At 37.1% G+C, this 16,839-nt stretch carries 15 protein-coding genes; all 15 read left to right on the forward strand.

Annotated features, from left to right (window positions below):
- Nucleotides 1-3 precede the first annotated feature (3 nt).
- The 15 genes from NTX65_11265 (at nt 4) to NTX65_11335 (ending at nt 16,786) form a co-directional block, all read left to right on the forward strand.
- The gene (locus tag NTX65_11265) at nt 4-681 is read left to right on the forward strand and encodes a flagellar hook capping protein (protein ID MCX6169913.1); all 678 of its coding nucleotides are present in this window, start codon (nt 4-6) and stop codon (nt 679-681) included.
- A 15-nt stretch (nt 682-696) separates the two neighbouring features.
- The gene (locus NTX65_11270; GenBank protein MCX6169914.1) at nt 697-1,077 is read left to right on the forward strand and encodes a flagellar protein; all 381 of its coding nucleotides are present in this window, start codon (nt 697-699) and stop codon (nt 1,075-1,077) included.
- A 94-nt stretch (nt 1,078-1,171) separates the two neighbouring features.
- On the forward strand, nt 1,172-2,905 hold the full coding sequence (locus tag NTX65_11275) for a flagellar hook protein FlgE (GenBank protein MCX6169915.1): 1,734 nt from the start codon (nt 1,172-1,174) through the stop codon (nt 2,903-2,905).
- Between the two features lie 397 nt (nt 2,906-3,302).
- Complete coding sequence (locus NTX65_11280) at nt 3,303-7,190, forward strand: cohesin domain-containing protein (protein ID MCX6169916.1); 3,888 nt, start codon at nt 3,303-3,305, stop codon at nt 7,188-7,190.
- A 429-nt stretch (nt 7,191-7,619) separates the two neighbouring features.
- Nucleotides 7,620-8,177 (forward strand): flagellar basal body-associated FliL family protein, encoded by a 558-nt coding sequence (locus tag NTX65_11285; protein MCX6169917.1) that lies wholly within the window; start codon nt 7,620-7,622, stop codon nt 8,175-8,177.
- Between the two features lies 1 nt (nt 8,178).
- On the forward strand, nt 8,179-9,165 hold the full coding sequence (gene fliM / locus NTX65_11290) for a flagellar motor switch protein FliM (GenBank protein ID MCX6169918.1): 987 nt from the start codon (nt 8,179-8,181) through the stop codon (nt 9,163-9,165).
- A gap of 7 nt (nt 9,166-9,172) precedes the next feature.
- A complete protein-coding gene (fliN, locus tag NTX65_11295; GenBank protein ID MCX6169919.1) occupies nt 9,173-9,559 on the forward strand; it encodes a flagellar motor switch protein FliN in 387 nt (128 codons plus the stop codon).
- Nucleotides 9,559-9,900 (forward strand): flagellar biosynthetic protein FliO, encoded by a 342-nt coding sequence (locus tag NTX65_11300; protein ID MCX6169920.1) that lies wholly within the window; start codon nt 9,559-9,561, stop codon nt 9,898-9,900. The genes fliN and NTX65_11300 overlap by 1 nt, the downstream gene beginning before the upstream one ends.
- Nucleotides 9,897-10,661, forward strand: coding sequence for a flagellar type III secretion system pore protein FliP (gene fliP, locus NTX65_11305; GenBank protein MCX6169921.1), 765 nt, complete (start codon nt 9,897-9,899; stop codon nt 10,659-10,661). Before NTX65_11300 ends, fliP begins: the two co-directional genes overlap by 4 nt.
- A complete protein-coding gene (gene fliQ, locus NTX65_11310) occupies nt 10,662-10,931 on the forward strand; it encodes a flagellar biosynthesis protein FliQ (GenBank protein ID MCX6169922.1) in 270 nt (89 codons plus the stop codon).
- Complete coding sequence (gene fliR, locus NTX65_11315) at nt 10,928-11,704, forward strand: flagellar biosynthetic protein FliR (GenBank protein MCX6169923.1); 777 nt, start codon at nt 10,928-10,930, stop codon at nt 11,702-11,704. Before fliQ ends, fliR begins: the two co-directional genes overlap by 4 nt.
- Nucleotides 11,705-11,706: 2 nt before the next feature.
- Nucleotides 11,707-12,792, forward strand: coding sequence for a flagellar biosynthesis protein FlhB (gene flhB / locus NTX65_11320; protein MCX6169924.1), 1,086 nt, complete (start codon nt 11,707-11,709; stop codon nt 12,790-12,792).
- Nucleotides 12,793-12,796: 4 nt separating this feature from the next.
- Nucleotides 12,797-14,848 (forward strand): flagellar biosynthesis protein FlhA, encoded by a 2,052-nt coding sequence (gene flhA, locus NTX65_11325; protein ID MCX6169925.1) that lies wholly within the window; start codon nt 12,797-12,799, stop codon nt 14,846-14,848.
- A complete protein-coding gene (gene flhF / locus NTX65_11330; protein MCX6169926.1) occupies nt 14,838-15,956 on the forward strand; it encodes a flagellar biosynthesis protein FlhF in 1,119 nt (372 codons plus the stop codon). Before flhA ends, flhF begins: the two co-directional genes overlap by 11 nt.
- Nucleotides 15,953-16,786 carry an AAA family ATPase gene (locus NTX65_11335; GenBank protein ID MCX6169927.1) on the forward strand — a complete coding sequence of 278 codons (834 nt, stop codon included), beginning with the start codon at nt 15,953-15,955 and terminating at the stop codon, nt 16,784-16,786. Before flhF ends, NTX65_11335 begins: the two co-directional genes overlap by 4 nt.
- The last annotated feature ends 53 nt before the right edge of the window (nt 16,787-16,839 follow it).

The following is a 16,839-nucleotide window of genomic DNA, read 5'->3' on the forward strand; positions in this document are numbered from 1 at the left end:
ATTATGGTAGATCCAATTACAGGTACTTCGACCAGCACTACACAGCAGACCACTAGCAAATCATCACTGGGTAAAGACGATTTTATGAAACTGATGATTTCGCAACTGCAAAATCAAGATCCTCTAAATCCGATGGATGGGACAGCATTTTCAGCGCAACTCGCACAGTTCAGTTCTCTGGAACAACTTTCTAATTTGAATACTTATATGAAACAGAGCATTGATGCAAATGCAACGTTAACTCAATCAATTAATAACACTCTTATAACGGGATTAATTGGTAAGGATGTTAAATTGAGCGGGGGAGCTATAAAGGTTAACGGTCAGGACGGTATAACGTTGGGCTATACATTGCCTGTAGAAGCAAAGACTGCTCAGATTAAAATATATAATGAAAGCGGTGGCCTCGTAAAAACTATCGATGGAAACACTAACTCAGGCACCAGTAAACTTTCCTGGGATTTAACCGATAATAACGGTAACAAATTACCTAATGGTAATTATAAATTTGAAGTTGATGCAGTGAACACAAAAGGCGAGAGCATGACGTTAGATATTTTCAAAGTTGGAACAATAGATGGTGTTCGCTTTACAGATCAGGGAACAGTTCTTCTTGTTGGCGGAGCTGAATATTCTCTTGCGGATATTGCTGAAGTTCTTAATAACCAGAAACCACAATAACGGAGGTGACAAATAATGGCAGAAATTAACGGAGTCTCCGTTCCTTTTATTCCGATTGTTGGAAACACAGAAATAGCTTCAAGAAGAGTTGGCAAAGAGGCTACTTCAAGTTTCGATGCAATTTTTAAAGAGGAACTGGAGAAAGTTAAATTTTCTAATCATGCTTTGAAGCGTCTCGAATCGAGGAATATTCAACTTAGTGAGAATGATCTTTCCAAAATTCAAAACGCTGTAGAAAAAGCTGAAGCAAAAGGATCAAAGGATTCGTTGGTTATGATGGATAAAACAGCATTCATAGTCAACATTCCCAACAAAACAGTAGTAACGGCAATTGCTGTTGCAGATTCAAATGAAAGTGTCTTTACTAATATAGACAGCGTAGTGTTTGCATATTAATTAAATAACTTATTAAAAACTGAGCGGGACCTACCAAGGACGCTCTCAGATTTGGCCGACTGACTGAGGCCGAATCAAATCTCGGAGGTTACAAATGGCACTATTAACATCCCTATTCGCAGGCGTTTCCGGTTTAAAAAACCATCAAGCAATGATGGATGTAATCGGCAATAACATTTCTAACGTTAACACAATCGGCTTCAAAGGATCGCGCGTTACATTCAGCGATACTTTTAATCAATTTGTTAAAGCCGGTACAAATCCAACAGAAACAACCGGCGGTACAAACTCATTTCAAATTGGTTTAGGCATGAAGGTTAATTCTATTGACCGTAATTGGAATCAAGGTACATTTGAAAGAACCGGTATCACGACAGATCTTGCATTGCAGGGTCCGGGTATGTTTGTTCAAAAAAGTAACGGACAAACTTTCTTCTCCAGAGCAGGCGCATTTGTTTTTGATGCTAAAGGAAAACTAGTAAGCCCACAGAATGGTGCGGTAGTTCAAGGTAAAGTTGCAAATACAGACGGCGTTATTCCTCCTGGAAATAATTTGGAAGATATCGTGATAGATACAAACTTAAAACTGCCTGCAATTTCAACAACGTCTATTAAGTGGGGCGGTAACTTAAAAAGTAATTCTGAATTAACAAGAACACAAATTGTAACCCAAAGAGGCAATATCAACTCATCCGCAGTAACAGTCGCTCCAGCCGTAGCACCGGCTATTGATACAACTCTTCCGACTAATGTAACGGTTTATAACGAATATGGCGTTCCTTATACTCTTTCAATCACGTACACAAAAACTGCGGCTACTGCCGCAGATCCTGCTGCAACTCCTCCAGTTCTTGCCAACGATACTTATACCTTGAACTACGATCTAATAGATGGAAGCGCTGCTTCGATTGCCAGCGGAACTATTGTTGGATTAACATTTCAAGATGACGGAACCGGTACTTGTCCTCTTGACGCAGCTTCACTTGCTAAATTTGACGGAACTGCAAATCGTATAAATCTTCCTGCAAACAACATAGACTTTACATTCGATGCGTCAACAGTCACTTCAAATTCAAGTACAGCCACACTGGGTGTTTCGGCAGATAATAATAGAATACCAAACGTAGTAAGCGGCTCGGTAACAGTATTTGATTCATTGGGAACCGCACATCAGGTAACATTGAAATACACAAAGATTGCAGATAATACATGGACATGGACAGCATCGGTACCGGGCACAAGCACAGCATCAGGTAAATCCGAAGAAACAAACGGAACGATTTTGTTCAATGCAGACGGTACATTAGATTCAGCAAATATTTCACCAAACAATCCGCAAATGACATTCATACCAAAAGGCGGTGCAAATTCGACAGTAATTGATCTTGATTTTGGAAGCGGATTTGGTGGTATTACACAAACATCTTCCAGCTCAGTAGTAAGCGCACTATCTCAAAACGGTTCTCCATCGGCATCTCTTTCGAATATGAACATTGATCAATACGGAAATGTTGTTGGTATTTTCTCTAATGGTAGTTCAAAAAGTCTTGCGCAGATTCTGGTTGCAACTTTTAATAACCTAAACGGATTAATTAGTGTTGGCGATAATATGTACACAGCTTATGCAAACAGCGGTGAACCAAGAATTGGAAGTTTGGGTGAAGAAACAAATACAACAGTTCAGTCGGGTGCTTTAGAGCAATCTAATGTAGATTTATCTGAAGAGTTCACAAAAATGATTGTATCACAAAGAGGATTCCAAGCTAATGCTCGCGTTATTACAACGGCAGATGCATTACTTCAAGAAATAACACAGTTAGTAAGATAGTTTTTCGTCACCTTACGGCACACCTCAAAAAATGGGCTGAGGCAAAAGTTAAGATGCAGATAATTTTGAATTACTTTTCTTCAGCCCCATTTCTTTGAAAATGAGTTTAAGATGGAAATTGAACTACGAAAATGAATCTCCAGATTAAACAAGTTTTTGAAAAATTGTGATGCGGTCGTAAGATTTACATAGCAAGTATTTGATGAAAGTATATTACTAAACATGTCGCTTTATTTAGCTTTCCGATAAACATACTCTCTTCAAAGAACTTGCGCTAGCAAACAATTTACCTAAATATATTTAGGATTATTTCGATAATAATGACGATGGATTTATTATATGCAGTAACAGATTTTAGAGAAAAAATGTTATTTAAAAAAAATAAAAGTAGGCTGTTATGAAATTTTTAAAAAAATATTACTTAACGATATTAATTATTTTTACAGCTGGATCGATCTTTGCTCAAGTGGCAGTTGTTACACCTAACGGCGGTGAAAGTTTAGAAGTCGGATCTACTTATCATATCACTTGGACAAGTACCGGCGTAACCAACGTTAAACTTGAGTATAGTGTTGACAGCGGAAATAATTGGGTTTCAATAATTGCTTCCACCGCCGATGCCCCCAAGGATTATTCTTGGACTGTACCGGCAACAATCTCTGCAACCTGTGAAATACAAATAAGTGATGCAGATGTTCCTGCAACTATTGATGTATCCGATGCTGTCTTTTCAATTGTGAAACCTTCGGCACCTGCGCCTAATCTACCTCTTGATGAAGCTAAAAAACAATTATTAAGTCCAACAATTTCGTGGGCTGCTGTTCCTTCTGCTACACAATATTTGCTGGAAATATCGGAAGATCCGAATATTGTGATAAACAAAACATCGGCCACAGTAAACGCCCCCGCAATAAGCTACGCAGCTGCAGTTTTATCATATAATAAAACGTATTATTGGCATGTAAGAGCGGTTGTCGGAGGAATAAATTCTGATTTTTCAACCACGAGATCATTTGAAACGAAAATTTCAACTCCAACTTTATCCACACCATCAGATTTAAGCACCTGGATTGCGACAAATGCAAATTTAACATGGAACGCTGTTGGCGGAGCCGAGAACTATACATTGCAAGTATCAACTGATATAGCTTTTCCAAACTTTGTTTATAATAATGCTGCTCTGGTTGGAACGAGTCAAGCAATGAATGGATTGTCGAATAATCAAACGTACTATTGGAGAGTTAAAGCAACTCAAGCAGACGGCAATGAAAGTGATTTTTCAACAATAAGATCATTTTCAACAATTCCGGCTCCTACATTAACATCGCCGGCTGATCTTGCTGCAAATTATAAATTCACAAAGGTCACTTATAATTGGGCAGTTGTGGCAAACGCCGTTTCATATGAATTGAAAGTTAGTCAAAATGCAAATTTTACTGTAGCTGAAACTAAAACTTACACAAGTGCGACTAATACTTACACGCCCGTCGATTTACTTGTGTACGCGAGAACATATTACTGGAAAGTTAATGCAAAAGTTGGAACTATAAATAGTGATTATTCACCGACATATTCATTTACCGTGGGTACACCCTCGAGCTTAATAAATGATGGTGATGCAATAGTTTCATTCGATCATACAAAAGGAACAATTTCAGAATTAACATTCCTTCACGGTTCCGGAAATCAATTACTGAATACCTCGTTGAATACAAAAAGCAAAGCTGGTCTTGGAAGAATCTTAAATGAAGAAAATTCAAAACTTGTTGCATGGACGGAAGCTGCCGGAAGTAGAGTCTATACATATGAAAATACTTTATATGGTTCCAAAACTTTGACTATTACCTGGAATGCAACCGGAATTGTATTAAACATGGTACTGAATTTAGACGCAAATAAAGCGGCTGTTTTATCACCATCCTGGCTGCCTGGAGGAGCTACAGGACCATTACATGACTTTATTGTTTACGCCGGTTCTAACGATTTATTGTCAAAAGCTACTTTAACTTATCCAGGTGTTGCCACAACTCTTTTTACCGGAGGAACCGTATTAACAGCTATGTATGACGATAGATATGATGAATTTTTTGGTTTCAAAAGTGCAACTGAGGCAAATACTAAAATTCAACAAGCAATAGCTTTTGGACCCACTTATACTTACGACAAGAACGCAGCACCGCAAGTTATTAATTTGAGTTTTGCGGTTATGAGTAAATCCGACTTTTTTACATGGGCTAATAAAAAGTACATAATAGTTAATGCACCTACGATCGCACAAAAAATATTAGATCAATCAACTCAAACATTAAAATGGGATTATTTTGGTTTTGCTACCGATGTTGACATAAAGCTTTCAATCGATGGCGGGACAACTTTTCCTCTATCACCCACTTTTGTTTCCGCATTAAATGATGGAAGTGAAGATTATACTTTACCGGATCTCTCCGCAAATGTCCCTTTAAATAATTGCAAGATACAAGTATCATCAGCCGGAGTTGAAGGAAATTCAGCTCCATTTTCGATCGTTAAAGAAGCTACATCGGTTATATCTATAGCTGATAATTTTACTGTATCCCCATCCGGAGATGTAACTGTACCAATCGTCATATCACCGGCAGATAACACTTTGGTGAATGCACTTGATATAAGATTGATGTATGATAAAGAAATTTTGAGTTATAAGAGATCAACAGTAGACGCTGCGTTCGATAATTGGACAATGGATGTAACCAATAATGCATCAGGTGGTTTTCTGCAAATCGGTGGTTTCAAAAATGATGATGGTTTAGCAATTAATACTCAAAATACAATTGTATTGGTTACGTTCACGGCAAAATCTACTGCAAGAGTGGGTGTACAAACCGGACTGAAGGTAAACAACTTATATCTATCACTTGCTGATGAATCTGCCAAAGCGCTTTCTGTTTCAGGTGTGGATGGATTAGTAACTATTTACAGTGGAGTATCCGGGTATTTCCGTTATATAATCAACAAAAAACCAATCTATGTAACAGGCGCCATTAAATTCGAAAACACCGAAATGAGTATTTCTATTGACGGTAATACAAACGCAGTTGGAAAATTTGATTTCTCAAATATCAAACCAGGAAGCGATTTTGTACTTACACCTAAAACGGATCTTAGTCTGCCAGACCCAATTACATTAGCTGTTGATGCCGTTGATGCACGCAAAGCATTCGATGCCAGAGAAGGCGGCACTACACCTTTCCAAAATGATCTACAAAAAATGGCTGCCGATATTAATGGAGATGGAATTATCAATTCTACGGATGCTTTTGCAATATTACAAATTTCTACAGGAGCTCTTACAGCTGCCGATTTTAATGAAAGTAAATGGATCTTTGTAGACTCTACATTCAAGCTGACATCATCTAATTGGCAGACTGCCCCCAACACCATCTCTTACACACCGCTCGATACATTGAAAGCTAGACAAACTTTTTGGGGAGTGATAAGAGGCGATGCCGATGGGGATTACTCTCCTTCAACCATTGTTGCTTTATCAAAAATCTTTGCTGCAACGCAAGTTTTAGACCCCAATACAGTAATGTATAGTACACCGCAAAGAATGACGATTAAGCCCGGCGATACATTATCCTTGCCGATTTATATAAAACTAAACGGAAGCAAAATCGCCGCGTTCAATATATCAGTTGAAGTGAATCCTGAAATTTTAGCTTATACAAATAAGTACAGCATAGGTAATTCTATACCTGCCGGTACCGGCTGGAGTTTTAGTACGCATTTTGACTCGAACGGCAAACTTAACATAGGCGCAACTGATTTCGTAGGAGCCATCGACCCGATAAGTCAAGATGGATTGATTGCTTTCTTTAAGTTTGTTGTTAAAGGAAATCCAAAACTTGGAGATTCATGCGGAGTAAAAATATTAAATGCGTCTGCCTCAGATGCAAAGTATATAAACCTTTCTGTTTCATCGAGTGGCGGGCAGGTAATTGTCTCCAACTTAACCGATGTTTCTGAAAATAATAATATTGATTTCAATTATTCTCTGAACCAAAACTATCCAAATCCGTTTAACCCTTCTACTTTTATTGAGTACAGCATAAAAAATGAAGGATTAGTTAAGGTAGATGTCTATAATGTATTGGGAGAATTAGTTATTAGTCTTGTGAATAAGCAGCAGAACGCTGGAAAATATAAAGTTGAATGGAACGCTTCTCAATGCGCTTCCGGAATTTATTTTTACAGAATTAATAGCGGCGAATTTGTTCAGACGCGAAAAATGCTCTTAATCAAATAGACTTAATTATAATTAGGCGTCCTAAAATAGGTTGACTGTTATTTACTGAACCTCTCTACTTAGTAGAGAGGTTCTTTTATAAAAATTACAACTTTATTCTGCCGTTCTGGCATTTTTGGTACAAATCATTACTGTATTATTTGGTTAGAAATAATCCCTCTCAAAAATATTTTAATTCTTCACTTAATCAATTTCATCGTACTAAAAATTATTTTTAAGTGATGATCAATTCAAATCTGATATCATTCCTAAAGCTTCTGTTCATCAAACAGATATCCCAAAACTGAACTTATATGGGAAATTGTAAGAATCAGATGCATGGATGAATCCAACTGAAGAATATTAGCCAAAGGTGATTTCTTAAGCCCCATCTATTTGCGTTTCTGAATCAAATTTCAATGGCACAGCAATTGAAATTTATTCAGCACTATGGAACAGACAAAAGAAGAAATAAAAGAAACAAAGGTTGACGAAACACTAGTTCAACCGAAAGAGAAGAAAGGACTGAATCTCAAAATTTTGTTATTTGGAATTCCGATCTTCATCGTACAGCTTATAGCTGTCTATTTTATCACCGCGAACTTTTTGCTGAACAAAGTTCAAACTAATCACTCTGCAACAGAGACCCCGCAAGTAGAGACAAAAAAAGAAGCGGCTCCGGCGCAGGCGAGCAGTAAAGAACTTGGCAAATTTGTTTTTATGATTGAGGATCTGATCGTCAATCCGGCAAAAACCGATGGTAAGAGATTGCTCTTATCATCGCTCGGATTCGATGTTTCTTCCGAGAAAGATGATCAAGAACTGAAATCAAAAGAAGTTCTTCTCAAAGATGCGGTTATTTCCATCATGAGCAGCAAAGAAATGACACAGCTGAGCAATATTGCATACAGAGATACTCTTAGAACAGAGATTATCAAACGTTTGGCGCAGGTAATGCCGGCTGTTAAAATTAACACAATTTATTTCAGTAAATACATCTTACAATAATATGCCTGAAATATTATCACAACAAGAGATTGACCAGCTTCTTAATAATATTAAGAGCGGCACCGAACAGAAGGTCGAAACTAACCACGAAAAAGAAGCGGTACTTTTTGATTTTCGTCTGCCCAATAGAATTTCCAAGAATCAGCTTAGAATTCTAAGAAGCATATTTGAAAATTTTGCGGAAAGTTTCAGCGGCTTTCTGGTTACAAAACTTCAAACCGTTGTTAATATCAACGTAACATCGGTAGATCAAATTTATTATTCCGAGTATATTCTATCGGTTGCTAATCCGGCATGTCTTTTCACGTTTGATATTAAAGGAACAGATGTGAGAGGAATTCTTGAACTTAATAATGATTTGGCTTTATCACTCGTTGATAAACTTTTAGGCGGAAACGGACTTGGAACAAAGCAAACTAAAGTAATTACTCCAATCGAACAAAGAGTTCTCCGTGTAGTTGCAGAAAGAGTTATGCAGGATTTGCGAAAATCATGGCAGACAGTAGACAATTTTGAATTTAATCTAGAGCGTTTTGAGCCCGATATTGATTTTGCCCAGATAACATCTCAAAGTGAATCTGTATTGCTGATCTCATTCGAAATATTAATCGGCGAGCAATCGTATTTGATGAATATTTGTTTTGCAACTTTTGCGTTCGATAACATTCTAGCAAAATTATCGGCTCAAAAGCTTTCTTCAATTAGAGCTACAAAATATTACGGTATCACGGCAAAAGAAGTTTTAACAAATCATCTTTCCGGCACACTTCTGCCGCTGCGGGTTGAAATGGGAACAACTAAGCTTTCAATAAAAGAATTGTTCGAAATGGAAGTTGGAGATATTGTACGTCTGGAAACAAAACTAAGTGACGATCAAAAAGTTAGAACCGGCAGTCAAATTCTATTTACCGGAAGAATCGGCTCCGTTAACAATCATAAAGCGATAAAAGTAACAACTAAAGTAATTGACGAACCAAAATCTTTCTGAGGAATATATGGATAACGATACAAACGAACTTACTGATCCTTCCAACTCTCAAGAACCAAAAGACAGTGCGGTTAGTAGTTCAATCGCTCAGTTCGAGGAATTTGATGATTCAACGAGAACTAGCGGCGGCTCTAATGAAAAACTTCACTTCTTAAAAGATCTGCCGATGAATATCTACATCGAACTCGGAAGAACACAGATGCAGATCAAAGATATTCTTGAATTGGAACGCGGATATGTAATTGAACTTGATAAACTTGCCAGCGAGCCGGTGGATGTTTTTGTTAATAATAAAAAAATTGCGGAAGGTGAAGTTGTGGTAATTGATAAACATTTCGGAATAAGAATTACAAGTCTTGTTGATCCCGCAAATAGAGTAAAGGACATCAACTAATGACATTTTTTGATATTGTTAAATCGTTCATTCCTTTGGTATTAATTCTAGGATTACTTTTCGGTGTTTTGGTTCTTGTAAGAAAATATTCATTTTCTTTGAGCGGCAAGAAACAGCGCTCGGTAAATGTTGATGTAATATATAACCAATTAATTCTTCCAAAAAAGTATTTATCTCTCATTCGTGTTCAAGACAAACTTCTTGTTCTAGGCATAAGTGAGAGCAGCATTACTTTGTTGAAAGAACTGGATTACAATTCATATCAAGATTCGGAAAGTCAGTCAAAAGATAACAAACCGAACTTCGTAGATCTCTTCAAGCAGAATTTGGGAATGAAATGAACAAGAAATCGTTCCTTATAATAATTGCGGCGGTTTTTATTTTCATTGCCGCAGATTCATTTGCCCAGCAGAAATCGGTTTCAATTCCGTTTCCTAAAATTAATGTAGATGTTGGTACTGCTAAGAATGGTAATGATGTTTCTGTAACACTTCAAATTTTATTATTAATGACCGTTCTATCGCTTGCACCTTCTCTGGTTATAATGACAACCGCATATTTGCGAATCATAATTGTGTTTTCATTTTTAAAGAGCGCACTTGGGACGCAGCAGATGCCGCCGTCTCAGCTCCTGGCTGGAGTTGCGCTCTTTATTACTTTTTTTATAATGGCGCCGACTTGGAATAAGGTCAACGACGAAGCGCTTAAGCCGTTAATGGCCAATAAAATCAATGTTGAGGAAGCCTACAACAAAGGTATTGAACCAATTCGACAGTTCATGTTCAAACAGACACGCAGTGAAGATATGGAATTGTTTATTGGGTTATCCAACCTTCCTCGACCTGCAAATAGGAACGAAGTTTCTACAATTATTTTAATTCCATCTTTTGTTCTTAGCGAATTGCGCGCGGGATTTATAATGGGATTTTTTCTTTTCATTCCGTTCATAATGGTTGATATGATAATCTCCAGCATACTAATGTCCATGGGAATGATGATGATGCCGCCAATGATGATCTCTCTTCCATTTAAAATTTTACTTTTCATTCTTGTTGACGGCTGGAATTTAATTGTCGGTTCTTTGGTAAGGAGTTTTGCATAAATGACTGAAGAACTCATCATAGAAGTGTTGAAAGAAACTTTCTGGACCACGTTTTTGATCCTTCTTCCGGTTCTGGGCGTTTCTCTAATAGTCGGAATTTTTATTTCTGTTTTTCAAGCCGCAACTTCAATTCAAGAAATGACTTTAACATTTGTTCCCAAAATCATTGCTGCGGCATTGGTCATAATTTTTATGCTGCCGTGGATGATTGATAAAATGGTTGCAATCACAATAAAAATGTTCACAATGTTTCAACATGTGCTGCGATGACAGAAATTTTAATCGGCGATTTTGTGATAGTTCTCCTCATTTTTCTACGAATCATTTCAATGATAGTGACTGCTCCCATATTGGGGCATAATTCATTTCCAACAATTGCCAAAATATTTCTGTCGATGGTCATTGCGTACATGGTTTTTTTGACTATTGACAAAAGCAAAATTGTTATCGATATAAATCTTATCTCGCTCGCTCTAAGTGCCGCAAAAGAAATTATTACCGGAATAATTATGGGCTTTATGCTCAACTTTGTTTTTTACGGAATTTCTTTTGCCGGTCATTTAATTGGTTACGATATGGGATTGATGATGGCTGAAGTTATGAATCCATTGCAGGAAGCAAACAATAATGTTGTTGGAGAAGTAATTTATTATGTCTCGATGATGATTTTTATTCTTATCAACGGGCATCATTACATAATCAGCGCCGTAGTTGCTTCATTTAGTGTTGTTCCTCTTTCTAAGAGTACTGTAACTTTACCAGTAGTACAGTTGATTGTAAAATATTCCTTTGCGGTTTTTACAATTGCAATAAAAATTGCAGCGCCAATAATGGTTTCTTTCTTCTTAGTTCATATTGCCGAAGGTATTATCTCGCGCGTTATTCCGAATATCCAGGTATTCTTTGTAACACAACCGGCTAAGATTGGGCTTGGACTTGTTTTTCTTTCTGCATTGGCACCGATTTATGTTTTTGTTATAAAAAATTTGCTCCAGAATTATGAATCGCAACTCACAAATATTATCAAAACGATGGGTATCTGATAATGGCTGAGAATGACGGACAGGAAAAATCCGAACAACCGACCGGCAAGAAATTATCGGATGCTAGGGATAAAGGGCAGGTTGCCAATAGCAAAGAGATCAATTCACTTGCTGTCTTTGGCACTGGCTTAATTTTAATTTATCTCACGAAAGGATTTCTTGGAGAAAAGTTTTCTGAGTTTACAATTGAAACATTAGGATCGCTCGAAAAATTTGACCTCAACAAAACAATAATTCAAACCTACATGCTGAAATGGGCTCTTTTTTTTATTACTCTTCTTGCTCCGGTTTTAATTGGAATTGTTGTGGTTACTTTAATAACCAACATTGCGCAAGTAGGATTCAAGTTTAAGACAAGCGTTTTCATGCCCAAAATGGAACGCTTTAACCCCTTCACCGGAATTAAGAGAATTTTATTTTCATCACATTCTTTCATTGAAGTCGCAAAATCATTAGCAAAATTATTCATGATAGGATTGTTCACTTACTTTATTATTTCAAAATTGATTCAGGATACAAGTCTTCTAATTCAGCTAAGTATCGAAGAGACTTTAAAGTTTATGCTCGATGCGGCATTCTCGATGATCTGGAAGATCGTTCTCTTCTTTGCAGCTCTTGCCGCAATTGATTTGACTTTCCAAAAATTCAAATTCAAAAAAGATATGATGATGTCTAAAGAAGAAGTGAAAGAAGAGATGAAACAGAGCGAAGGCGATCCGCATATCAAGGCAAGAATACGAAGACAGATGTTATCTATGGCGCACAAGAGAATGATGAAAGATGTTCCCAAAGCTGATGTAGTTGTAACAAATCCTACTCACTTTGCTATTGCTATCAAATATGAAATTAATAAAGACAACGCCCCCAAAATAGTTGCTAAAGGTATGGATGAACTTGCACAGCGAATCAAGAAAATTGCGGTCGAAAATAATATTCCTCTTTATGAAGACAAAGAACTTGCACGGGCACTCTACAAATCTGCTGAAGTCGGCTATGAAATACCGACAAAATTATTTAAAGCAGTAGCTCAAATTCTTGCATACATCTTTCAAATGAAAAAACTGAAAAAGAAAAGGAGTATAATCTAGCCGGATGAAAGCTCTCGGTAAAAATAGCGATATATTTCTGGCGTTCGGTTTAATCATGATGCTGGGGTTAATGCTTGTTCCGCTCTCCCCGACAGTCCTTGATTTTCTATTTGCACTTAACATCACACTTTCGATTTTAGTCCTAATCGTTTCTCTTTATATACAATCGCCTTTGGATATTTCTGTCTTTCCGGGATTGCTGCTGGTAACAACTTTGTTCCGTCTTGGTTTGAATATCAGTTCAACGCGGTTGGTCCTAATAGAAGGTTATGCGGGAAGAGTAATCGAATCATTCGGTTCATTTGTAGTTGGCGGTAATTATGTTGTGGGCTTCATTGTATTTATAATACTTGTTGTTATTCAGTTCATAGTAATTGTAAAAGGATCCGGAAGAATTTCTGAAGTAGCCGCGCGTTTCACTCTTGATGCAATGCCCGGAAAGCAGATGGCGATTGATGCTGATTTGAACACCGGACTGGTTTCAGAAAGCGATGCGAGAAAAAGAAGAGAAAATATTAGCCGTGAAGCTGAATTTTACGGTGCGATGGATGGAGCCAGCAAATTTGTTAAAGGTGATGCAATTGCGGGATTAATAATAAATGGCGTTAATATTCTCGGCGGATTTATAATCGGTGTAGCTCAAAAAGGATTATCGTTTCAAGACGCACTTCAAACGTATACAATTCTTACAATCGGTGATGGACTGGTTTCACAAATTCCGGCATTGATTATTTCTACTGCTGCCGGTCTTGTAGTAACACGCAGCGCTGCAGGCACAGCTTTAGATTTTCAAATGAAAACACAGCTCTTCTCAAATCCAAGAGTACTTGGAATAGTGAGCGGTGCAATCTTTTTATTTGCTTTGATTCCGGGAATGCCTGCAATTCCATTTTTAATGATCAGTATTATATTAGGTACAACGTCATACGTTTCTAAGAAAAATAAAACTTCTATTCCGTTGAATAATACTGAGGAAGAAATTCTGATTGCTGAACCGGCGGAAGAAAAAATTGAGCAGTATTTACAAGTTGATCCAATTGAAATTGAGATCGGGTACGGACTTATAAGTCTTGTTGATGAAAAGCAGGGCGGAAATCTATTCCAAAAAATTTCTTCTACAAGAAAATTAATTGCGCTTGAATTCGGAGTTTTAATTCCGCCTGTTAGAGTACGTGACAATCTTCAACTTGCACCGAATGAATATATTATCAAAATAAAAGGAAATGTTATTTCCAATTATGAAGTTTTTCCGGACCGTCTTCTTGCTATGAATCCGGGTACTATTGAAGAAACTTTATCTGGAATGCCGACGACAGATCCAGCGTTTGGTCTGCAAAGTTTTTGGATTACAAGTGAGGAAAAAGAAAAATCTGAAATGCTCGGTTACACTGTTGTTGATTGCATCTCTGTTCTATCCACTCATCTCCAGGAGGTGTTGAAGAAAAATTTTGACAAAATACTTTCACGGCAGGAAGTAAAACAGCTTCTCGAAAATATTAAAAAAGATTACTCAGCCGTTGTTGATGAAATCAATCCGGAAGTATTAAATCTTGGTACAATTCAAAAAGTTTTGCAAAACTTATTGAAAGAAAACATTCCGATAAAAGATTTTGTACAGATTCTTGAAGCGTTGATTGATTATTCCAAAACAACTAAAAATGTTGATGTACTCACGGAATATGTACGCCACACAATCGGAAGCACAATTGCAACTCTTTACAAAGATTCAAATGGAATTATACATGCAAGCGCGCTAAGCGAAAACTTGGAAACGGCAATAACCAAGTCGCTCCAGGCTCAAAAGGATAGCATAGTTACACTCGGTTTAAATCCAATGGTTTTGCGTGAACTAAATTTACAGCTTCAACAAATGATTGAAAACTTTAACAAACTCGGGTACTTGCCAATTCTAATTACATCGGCAACTATCCGTCCGTATTTCTACCGATTGGTAAACAGCAGTTTCCCGGATTTGACGGTACTGTCATATTCCGAGTTGCCGTCAAATATCGAATTGGAATTTTTAGGAAAGCTAGAGGTAAAAAATGCAAATTAAAAAATATATCGCTCCATCATTAAAGGAAGCTACACAGCAAATGAAACTTGAGATGGGTATCGACGCAATTATTCTTGGCACGCGTGTTCTCGAAAATGACAAACGATTCAATTTGAAAAAGATGTATGAAATAACTGCCGGTATAGACCAGCCCGCCAAAGCGAGTGTTGATAATCGCGTTGAACAAAAGAAACCATCTTCGGAAACTTATAAATCCGAACTTGAAGCGCTGACAAAAAAGATTTATCAGAAACCCGAAGTTATTCCTATTTCCGAAGATAAAAAGAATAAAAATTCACGCGCGGCTTCATCGGTAAAAACTTTTGACAGAGAAATAGCCGAGATAGCCGAAACATTGCAGCTTCACGAGATTCAAAAAAATATTGCTAATACATTGATTCAACATTTATCAAATTCATCCGGGTTTGTTGACGAATCGGATATAGAAAATTATCTCCTCTCAACAATGGCTTCAATGATTCCAACTACAAGTTTTAAAGTGAATAAAAAGAAGACACATAAGATAGCTCTTGTCGGTCCAACTGGAGTTGGAAAAACAACATGTATCGCAAAACTTGCTGTAATCTCTAAAATAATTCACAAGCTCAATGTAGGACTTATCTCGATTGATACTTACCGGCTCGGAGCTATTGATCAACTGAGAATATTCTCTGAGATCAGCGATATAGAAATGGCAGTTGCTTATGAACCGGAAGAAATTCCTAAGCTTATAAAAAAGTTTAAGAACAAGGATTTGATTTTTATTGATACTGTTGGAAGAAGCCAGAACAGCAAAAAAAGTCTGGATGCAATTAAAACTCATCTGGACGCGGCTCAAGTTGATGAAACAGTGCTTGTTGTTAGCGCAACCAATTCAACCAGAACTAATAATGATGTCGCTGAAAAATTTAAAAGTTTGAAATACAGCTCGGTCATTTTTTCGAAAGTTGATGAAGCGGTTTCATACGGCAATATTATGAATCTGGCTGTAACTCAAAATATACCGGTTATGTTTTTAACTAATGGTCAAGTTATTCCGGACGACATTGTTTCCGTAACTCCGGCATTTTTGGCAAATATGGTTTACACAGGTAAGTTGTACAAATGAACAGTCAAGCATCACGACTGATGGAGCTAAACAAACTTGCGGAAGTTGGAAAAAGAAATTCCGTTTCCAAGATTATCTCTGTCTGCTCGGGCAAAGGCGGTACCGGAAAAACTTTTTTCGCTGCAAATTTTGCTTATCAACTTTCACGGCTGAATAAAAAAGTTTTGCTTGTTGATCTTGACCTAAATTTCTCAAATCTGAATATCCTATTGAATCAAACTACAACTAAAACAATTTCTTCTTTCTTTGCGCAGACCGAATCAATAGACGAAATAGTTTTTAACTATGCCGTCAATCTGGATTTAATTTACGGGGACTCGGGAAGAAGCGATTACCCAAGAGTAAGCCGGGAAATTTTAGATTACTTCTTTGTTATGCTTAGAAAGATTCAAGACAAGTATGATTATATCATTTTAGATTCATCGGCCGGGGCATATGATCTGGTGCTTCGCCAACTACTAAAATCGGATTATAACATTATTGTAACATCCCCGGAACCAACTGCCTTGATGGACGCATATGTTATTTTAAAACTTTTGATTGAGAACGAATCCGAAACAGAAAGATTTGTTGTGGTTAATAAATGCAGTGATGCCGACGAAGGAGAAAATGCATTTATAAATCTTTCAACGGCAGTCAATCATTTCTTAAAAGAACATTTAGAATTGCTCGGAATAATCAGTTATGACAGCGCCGCGCATAAATCAATTATTAATCAAGAACTGCTTCTTAATTTCGATCCGCAATCGATCGCAGCAAATGAAATTAATCTATTTGTAAAGCGATTCATTACTATCACACAACTGGCTAATAATAACCAACCCAGATAGTCAAAGCAACTCTTTTTCTTTCTAAATCATTCAAAAACCAATGTTTGCAATGC

It is taken from the genome of Ignavibacteriales bacterium (assembly GCA_026390795.1).
Classification (GTDB): Bacteria; Bacteroidota; Ignavibacteria; order Ignavibacteriales; family Melioribacteraceae; genus Fen-1258.

What these genes read in the sequence shown, in the direction of transcription:
- NTX65_11265 (MCX6169913.1), top strand. Translation starts at nt 4, where the DNA reads ATGGTAGATCCAATTACAGGTACTTCGACCAGCACTACACAGCAGACC.
- NTX65_11270 (MCX6169914.1), top strand. Translation starts at nt 697, where the DNA reads ATGGCAGAAATTAACGGAGTCTCCGTTCCTTTTATTCCGATTGTTGGA.
- NTX65_11275 (MCX6169915.1), top strand. Translation starts at nt 1,172, where the DNA reads ATGGCACTATTAACATCCCTATTCGCAGGCGTTTCCGGTTTAAAAAAC.
- NTX65_11280 (MCX6169916.1), top strand. Translation starts at nt 3,303, where the DNA reads ATGAAATTTTTAAAAAAATATTACTTAACGATATTAATTATTTTTACA.
- NTX65_11285 (MCX6169917.1), top strand. Translation starts at nt 7,620, where the DNA reads ATGGAACAGACAAAAGAAGAAATAAAAGAAACAAAGGTTGACGAAACA.
- fliM (MCX6169918.1), top strand. Translation starts at nt 8,179, where the DNA reads ATGCCTGAAATATTATCACAACAAGAGATTGACCAGCTTCTTAATAAT.
- fliN (MCX6169919.1), top strand. Translation starts at nt 9,173, where the DNA reads ATGGATAACGATACAAACGAACTTACTGATCCTTCCAACTCTCAAGAA.
- NTX65_11300 (MCX6169920.1), top strand. Translation starts at nt 9,559, where the DNA reads ATGACATTTTTTGATATTGTTAAATCGTTCATTCCTTTGGTATTAATT.
- fliP (MCX6169921.1), top strand. Translation starts at nt 9,897, where the DNA reads ATGAACAAGAAATCGTTCCTTATAATAATTGCGGCGGTTTTTATTTTC.
- fliQ (MCX6169922.1), top strand. Translation starts at nt 10,662, where the DNA reads ATGACTGAAGAACTCATCATAGAAGTGTTGAAAGAAACTTTCTGGACC.
- fliR (MCX6169923.1), top strand. Translation starts at nt 10,928, where the DNA reads ATGACAGAAATTTTAATCGGCGATTTTGTGATAGTTCTCCTCATTTTT.
- flhB (MCX6169924.1), top strand. Translation starts at nt 11,707, where the DNA reads ATGGCTGAGAATGACGGACAGGAAAAATCCGAACAACCGACCGGCAAG.
- flhA (MCX6169925.1), top strand. Translation starts at nt 12,797, where the DNA reads ATGAAAGCTCTCGGTAAAAATAGCGATATATTTCTGGCGTTCGGTTTA.
- flhF (MCX6169926.1), top strand. Translation starts at nt 14,838, where the DNA reads ATGCAAATTAAAAAATATATCGCTCCATCATTAAAGGAAGCTACACAG.
- NTX65_11335 (MCX6169927.1), top strand. Translation starts at nt 15,953, where the DNA reads ATGAACAGTCAAGCATCACGACTGATGGAGCTAAACAAACTTGCGGAA.